Below are 6,287 nucleotides of genomic sequence, written 5' to 3'. Positions count from 1 at the left end.
GGGGTGGTGCTGGGGCTGGCGGTGCTGGTCAGGGTGGACGGCCTGCGGGACGTGCTGCCGGTGCTGGCGTTCGCGGGGTCGCTGATCGCGATGCGCCGCTTCGCCAGGCCGCAGGGGGCGCTGGGGGTGCCGCTGCTGGCCGGACTGGTGGCCGGCGCGGGGCTCGGGATGCTCGCGGCGTACCTGCTCGCCCGGCCCTACCTGGTGTACCTGTCCAGCTCGGTCCGGCCGCTGCTGCTCATCTGCGCGGGCGTGCTCGCGCTCATTCTCGTCGGTACGGCCGCCGCCCGGCTGCTGGCCAGGATCCGGCTGCCGAAGTGGGCGCCGGGGGCGGGCGCGGGGCTGGTCGTGCTGCTCATGGCCGGTCTGTACGCCCGCCCATGGCTGCAGACCGTGACCCGCGTGCCCACGAACGACGGCGACCTGCGCACAAAGCTGATGATCGCGCAGATCCAGGAGGCCAACGGCCTGCCGATCGACGGCACCAGGCTCTACTTCGAGAACTCCCTGCACTGGGTGGTCTGGTACCTCGGCGTCCCCGTGGTCGTGCTCGCCACGGTCGCGGCCGCGATGCTCGTACGCAGGCTGCTGCACGACGGGACGCCGTTCGAGTGGCTGCTGCCGCTCGCGGTCGTCGGCTGGACGACCGTCACCACCCTCATACGGCCCGAGATCACCCCCGACCACCCGTGGGCCGCCCGCCGCCTGGTCCCCATCGTGATCCCCGGGCTGATCCTGCTGGCCGCGTACGGGCTGGCCCGGCTGCGCGACCTCGTCGCGCGCCGGGGGCCGCGGGTGCGGCGCTGGGGGATGGTGGCCGCCGTGCTGCTCGTGCTCGCGCCCCCGGTCGTGACCTCGATCGGCACCGCGTTCACGCCGGTCGAGCGGGGTGAGGCGGCGGCGGTCGAGGCGATGTGCGCCAGGATCCCGCGTGACGCGTCCGTGCTGATCGTGGAGCGGGTAACCGGCGACCGGTTCACCCAGGTCGTACGCGGCATGTGCGATCGTCCGGCGGCTCTGGTGGAGCGCTACGGTCTGGAGACCGCACCCGAGGACGAGGTACGCCGCCAGGCCGAGCGCGTGCGCGCCGCGGGCCGCGTCCCCGTGGTGCTGGCCGCGGAGTCGGACCAGGTCTCGCCCTACGGACGGCCGGCCCAGATCATGGGCCTGGTCACCCGCCAGGACGAGCGCTCTTTGGTCGACGCGCCCAATGGCACGTGGTCCCTGCGGATCAACGTGTGGATGGCGATGGCCTGATCGTTTTGCGATAGTCAGTCCCATGTCATACGGGGAGACTGAGTTATCCGGGAAGACCGGCCCATGCGGGGAGACCGAGTCGTACGGGGAGACCGATGAGCTGACGTTCGGCGACGACCGGGAGCCACGGTTACGGGCGTGGGCCGCGGCGCACCGGCGGGTGCTCGCGATCGTCGTGGCGGCGGCCGTGGCGGTGGCGGGGCTCGGCTTCGGCGGCACGTACCTCTACCAGCGCTCCCTGCTGCCCTCGCCGCCACCGGACGTGCCGTTCCCGCCGGTGGACGGGATCGAGATCGGCGTGTGCCTGGGGCGGGACATGGGCTGTCAGGCGGGCACGGTCGAGCAGGTGACGGCGCTGGCGCGGGGGATTCCGGAGCTGACCTCGGTCACGGTGGTGTCCGGGGAGGAGGACGAGAGGCGGTTCAGGGAGCTGACCATCGCAGAGGGGCTCGTGGCCAACCGCAATCCCGGGACCTATTTCCGGGTCGAGGCGAGGCTCCGCCGCGCAGAGGACTACAAGTCGGTCGAACGGCGGCTGACCGGCAAGCCGGGAGTCTGGATCGTGTCCCCGAGCGCGGCCGATTTCTGGGCGGGAAGGGCGCACGTGGGCGTGTACCTGTGCGGCCCGCGCCGGTCCTTCTCCGAGTGCGGAGACGGCCCGGCCACCCCGGTGCAGCGAGACGCCGTCGTGGCCGGGCTGCGCGAGTCGGACGGCGTCGAGGAGGTGTTCCTGCAGGATCGGGAGTTGGGGCTGCGGCTCGCCAACCGTTTCGAAGACCAGCGGCCGGCCACGACCGACGACATCGCCGAGTTCACGATCGACGACGTCTCCGAGGTCCTGTACGTGCGGCTCGCCGACCCTGGCAAGGCCAGGGCCACAGGCCAGGCGGTGCTGAGGATGCCCGGCGTGGGATGGGCCAGGTTGGTCAGATGACCTTGTAAGTAGGAGTTCCCGCAGGGGTGATGTGGGCCCGGCTCCCGGCCGGGCAGAGTAACCTCAAGCCACGTGAGCACGCTTGACACCCCCAAGAGTGGAACTGCTGTGGAAGAAGCGCCGTACGTCACGATCGTCCTGCCCTGCTACAACGAGCAGGATCACGTCATCGACGAAGTCGAGCGCATCACCAGGGCGATGGACTCGAGCGGCTACACCTACGAACTCGTGGCCGTGGACGACTGCTCGACCGACCAGACCCTGGCAAAGCTGAAGGAGGCCGCCGCCGGCTACCCCAACCTGCGCATTCGCGCCTTCCACCGCAACGGCGGCTCCGGCACCGTGCGGCGGATCGGCACGCAGGAGGCCAAGGGCGAGATCGTCGTCTGGACCGACGCCGACATGACCTACCCCAACGAGCGCATCCCCGAGCTGGTGCAGATCCTGGACAAGGACCCGACGATCGACCAGGTGGTCGGCGCGCGCACCAGCGAGGAGGGCTCGCACAAGCTGTTGCGGGTCCCGGCCAAGTGGGTGATCCGCAAGGTGGCCGAGAAACTGGCCGGGCAGAAGATCCCGGACCTCAACTCCGGGTTGCGGGCCTTTCGCAAGTCGGTGGCCAGGCCCTACCTGCGGCTGCTGCCGCCCGGGTTCTCGTGCGTCACGACGATCACGCTGTCGTTCCTGTCCAACCAGCACGACGTCTACTACCTGCCGATCGGATACGCCAAGCGGGCCGGGAAGTCGAAGTTCAGCTTCGTCTCCGACGCCTACCGCTACATCCTGCAGGTGCTGCGGATGATCATGTACTTCAACCCGCTCAAGGTGCTCATGCCGCCCGCGCTGTGGCTGGTGGGGATCGGGTTCGTGAAGGGCGTCTGGGACATGATCCAGCACCCGTTCTACTTCCCGGCCAACACCGTCATGATCTTCCTGTCCGGGATGCTGATCGGCTCTGTGGCGTTGCTGGCCGACCTGATCGTGCGCTCGCGGGGGAACTGACGTTGCGGATCGCGATCGTCGGCCCGGCTCATCCGTACAAGGGGGGCGGGGCCCAGCACACCACCGAGCTGGCGCACCGGCTCACGGCGCTGGGGCACGACGTGGTGATCGAGTCGTGGCGGGCCCAGTATCCGTCGTTCCTCTATCCGGGGCAGCAGACGATCTCCGCGCCCGAGGGCACGCCCTACCCGAAGACCGTGCGCAGGCTCGACTGGCGGCGGCCCGACGGGTGGGTCGCGGCGGGACGCCGGTTCCGCTCGGCCGACCTGGTGGCGCTGGCCGTCCTGAGCCCGGTCCAGGTCCCCGCCTATCTAGGCATTTTGTACGGGATTTCGCGAAAAGTCCGGACAATTGCCCTCTGCCATAACGTGCTGCCACACGAGCCGAAGCCGTACGACCAGCCGCTCATGAAGGCCCTGCTCAAGCGGGTCGACGGCGTCCTGACGCACTCCGAGCAGCAGGCCGCGCTGGCCGGGGGGCTCACGGGCAAGCCGGTCAGCGTGGCCGGGTTGCCGCCCCACCTGCCGTCGACGCATGCGGGGAAGTCCGACGGGGTGCACCGGCGGTTGCTGTTCTTCGGCATGGTGCGCCCGTACAAGGGGCTCGACGTGTTGTTGAAGGCGCTGCCCGAGGGGGTCGCGCTGACGGTGGCGGGCGAGTTCTGGGGCGGGCTCGACGAGACGAAGGCGCTGATCGGGGAGCTGGGCCTCGGCGACCGGGTGGAGTTGCGGCCCGGCTACGTGGCGGCCGGGGACGTGCCCGCGCTGTTCGCCGCGGCCGACGCGCTCGTGCTGCCCTACCGCAGCGCGACCGCCAGTCAGAACGTCTGGCTCGGCCACGAGCACGGCGTGCCGGTGATCGCCACCCGCGTCGGCGCGCTCGCCGACCACGTCACAGACGGCGTGGACGGCCTGCTGGTCGAGCCCGGCGACGTGGCGGCGCTGCGCCGGGCGATCGAGCGGTTCTACGCCTCGGGCGAGCCGGAGAGGTTGCGGTCGGGCGTCAAGGCGGTCGATCCCGAGCCGTTCTGGTCGGCGTACGCGGGCGCGCTGCTCGCGCTCTGACGGCCGAGCAGGAACGCGATGCCCGCCGCCACGGCGTCGGCCAGCGTGAACGCCAGCCGCGACAGGATCGCCACCGCGAGCGCCGCCGGGGTGCCGATGAGCGGGCCGAGCACGAGCACGAGCGCGCCCTCCCTCACCCCGACCCCAGCCGGCACCACGACGGTGAGGATCCCGGTGGCCCACGCGAACGCGTAGGCGCCGGTCGCGATGACGTAGAGGTCCCAGCGGCCCGCGACCAACCAGATGTGCAGGCCGTACACGAGCCAGCCGAGCGCGGTCCACGCGACCGCGACGACCACCGTGCGGCCGGGCAGCACGCTCTCCAGCGGCTCCTTGCGCGCGACGCGCAGCGCCAGGTTGAGCCCCCAGGTGAGCACCCTGGGGTGCAGGCACACGATGATCACCGGCACGAGCAGCACGAGATACCAGGCCTGCCGGACCGCCTCCAGCGAGCCCAGCGTCGCGGCGGAGATCGAGACGGCCACCCCGAGGCTGATCACCAGGCCCAGCGAGATCGTCGCGAACGTGCGTCGCGGCGGGCTCCCGTGGTCACGCCCGAGGTCCATCATCGCCGCGTACGCCCAGACGGCGCCCGGGATGTACTTGCCGAGCTGGCCCACGAACATGATCCGCCCGGACACCCGCAGCGGCAGCCGCGTGCCGAGCCCCGCCATGATCTCGCGCCAGGCCACCAGCATGAAGAACTGGCCGAGCAGCACCGAGCAGAACGATCCGAGCACCGCCCACGGGGACATCGCCGCCACCGCGGCGGTCGTCTCTTCCCAGTTGGCAGCCAGTCCGTAGCCCAGAAAACCGAGTGCGATCAAGGCGAGGACGACGCGCAGCAGGCGACGGAGCATTGGGTCAGGCTACGCGCGGTTCGACTGGTAAATCCACCACGCGACGGCCGCGACGAACACCAGCGCGGCGAGGGCGGCCACCGTGATCTTGATCGCGCTGTACGGCCGGTCGCCCTGAACCTCCCCGCCCACCCCGTTGATCAGCACCTGGTACGTCTTCCCGCCATAAACGTAGTTGCCGATCCACACCGGCAGCAACACCAGCTTGAACGCGATGTCCGAGTAGTGGGTGTTCACCGAGTGCACGCGCTGCACGTCGCCGCCGATGTGCCGGCGGCAGTCGCCCTCGATGACCCCGCGCATGACGATCTTGGCCTGCTCCAGACCGGTTTGCGGCTCGGTGTCGTAGCGCAGGCTGTGGTGCCCGGTCACGTAGCGCGGGTCGTACGACACCGCCCGCTCCAGCGGCCACGGCTGGAGGTCGGTCAGCCGTTCCATCGAGACCCGTGTCGTGGCGGCGACCAGGACGTCGTCGAAGCCGCGCGCCACCCGGCCGGCGGCCGGATACCAGCGGGTCCGCTTCTCCCGGGTCTTGAAGGTCTGGCCGTTCGAGTTGGTGCGCGTCGTGGTGGTCCAGTAGTGCTCGCCGCGCTGGCCGGTGTAGTCGGAGACGGTGTTCGCGTCGTACGTCCAGTGCGGCAGGTACGTGCTCTTCATGGTCTCCGCCTCGGTGACCTTCTTGAGGCGGTTCGGGGCGAACCAGCGGGTCTTCACCCATCCGCGCAGCGCGTTCCTGGCGCCGCCGCGGTCCAGGGCGAACGGCAGCACGGCCTCCGGCGCGATCTGGTCGTCGCCTGCCGTCTCGGCCACCAGGGCGGTGCCGCAGAACTGGCACGCCCTGGACAGCGCGTCGCTCTCCGTACGGGCGCCGCATCCCGGGCAGGTGAACTGGCGCGCGGCCAGGGTGCGGACCCGGGGCTTGGCCAGGAAGGCGTCGTAGGAGTACTCGCGCACGTGCCTGGCCGGCGCGGCGATCTGCTGTTCGAGACCGCAGTACGGGCAGCGCAGCGCGGTCGTGCCAGGCGCGAACGCCAGGCCCGCGCCGCAGCCCCCGCACGGGTGGGTGGTGGTCTGGGGTGGGGAGGTCACGGGAGGTCCTCTCTGCGGCGTGCTCCAGGGAGTGGCTCAGCGGGTGGCTCGGGGGGTGGCATCGGCAGGCGGCTCCAGAGG

The 6,287-nt window shown here is 70.8% G+C and carries 5 protein-coding genes and 1 pseudogene; 4 read left to right on the top strand and 2 right to left on the bottom strand.

Annotated elements, in window-relative coordinates; translation table 11 throughout:
- The 4 genes and pseudogenes from ITP53_RS53285 to ITP53_RS53270 form a co-directional block, all read left to right on the top strand.
- Positions 1 to 1,257, top strand: a pseudogene (locus ITP53_RS53285) (hypothetical protein); the annotation flags it as partial.
- Between the two features lie 22 nt (positions 1,258 to 1,279).
- Positions 1,280 to 2,191, top strand: a complete 912-nt coding sequence (locus ITP53_RS53280; RefSeq protein ID WP_195903124.1) for a hypothetical protein — start codon at positions 1,280 to 1,282, stop codon at positions 2,189 to 2,191.
- 72 nt (positions 2,192 to 2,263) lie between these two features.
- Entirely contained in the window at positions 2,264 to 3,193 is a 930-nt protein-coding gene (locus tag ITP53_RS53275; protein WP_195903123.1) for a glycosyltransferase family 2 protein, read from the top strand.
- Positions 3,194 to 3,195: 2 nt separating this feature from the next.
- Positions 3,196 to 4,257, top strand: a complete 1,062-nt coding sequence (locus tag ITP53_RS53270) for a glycosyltransferase family 4 protein (protein WP_195903122.1) — start codon at positions 3,196 to 3,198, stop codon at positions 4,255 to 4,257.
- Here ITP53_RS53270 and ITP53_RS53265 read toward each other — a convergent pair.
- Together ITP53_RS53265 and ITP53_RS53260 are read right to left on the bottom strand one after the other, a co-directional pair.
- Positions 4,158 to 5,117, bottom strand: coding sequence for a lysylphosphatidylglycerol synthase transmembrane domain-containing protein (locus tag ITP53_RS53265; protein WP_195903121.1), 960 nt, complete (start codon positions 5,115 to 5,117; stop codon positions 4,158 to 4,160). The genes ITP53_RS53270 and ITP53_RS53265 overlap by 100 nt on opposite strands.
- A 9-nt stretch (positions 5,118 to 5,126) precedes the next feature.
- Positions 5,127 to 6,206, bottom strand: coding sequence for a hypothetical protein (locus ITP53_RS53260; RefSeq protein ID WP_195903120.1), 1,080 nt, complete (start codon positions 6,204 to 6,206; stop codon positions 5,127 to 5,129).
- Between the last annotated feature and the right edge of the window lie 81 nt (positions 6,207 to 6,287).

This window comes from Nonomuraea cypriaca, from assembly GCF_015645445.1.
In the GTDB taxonomy this organism is placed as follows: Bacteria; Actinomycetota; Actinomycetes; order Streptosporangiales; family Streptosporangiaceae; genus Nonomuraea; species Nonomuraea cypriaca.
Note: the sequence above shows the minus strand (reverse complement) of the source record. Positions and strands in the feature narration are given on the sequence as shown.

Excerpts from the sequence above, each read along its gene's own strand:
- ITP53_RS53280 (WP_195903124.1), top strand. The coding sequence starts at position 1,280 with ATGTCATACGGGGAGACTGAGTTATCCGGGAAGACCGGCCCATGCGGG.
- ITP53_RS53265 (WP_195903121.1), bottom strand. The coding sequence starts at position 5,117 with ATGCTCCGTCGCCTGCTGCGCGTCGTCCTCGCCTTGATCGCACTCGGT.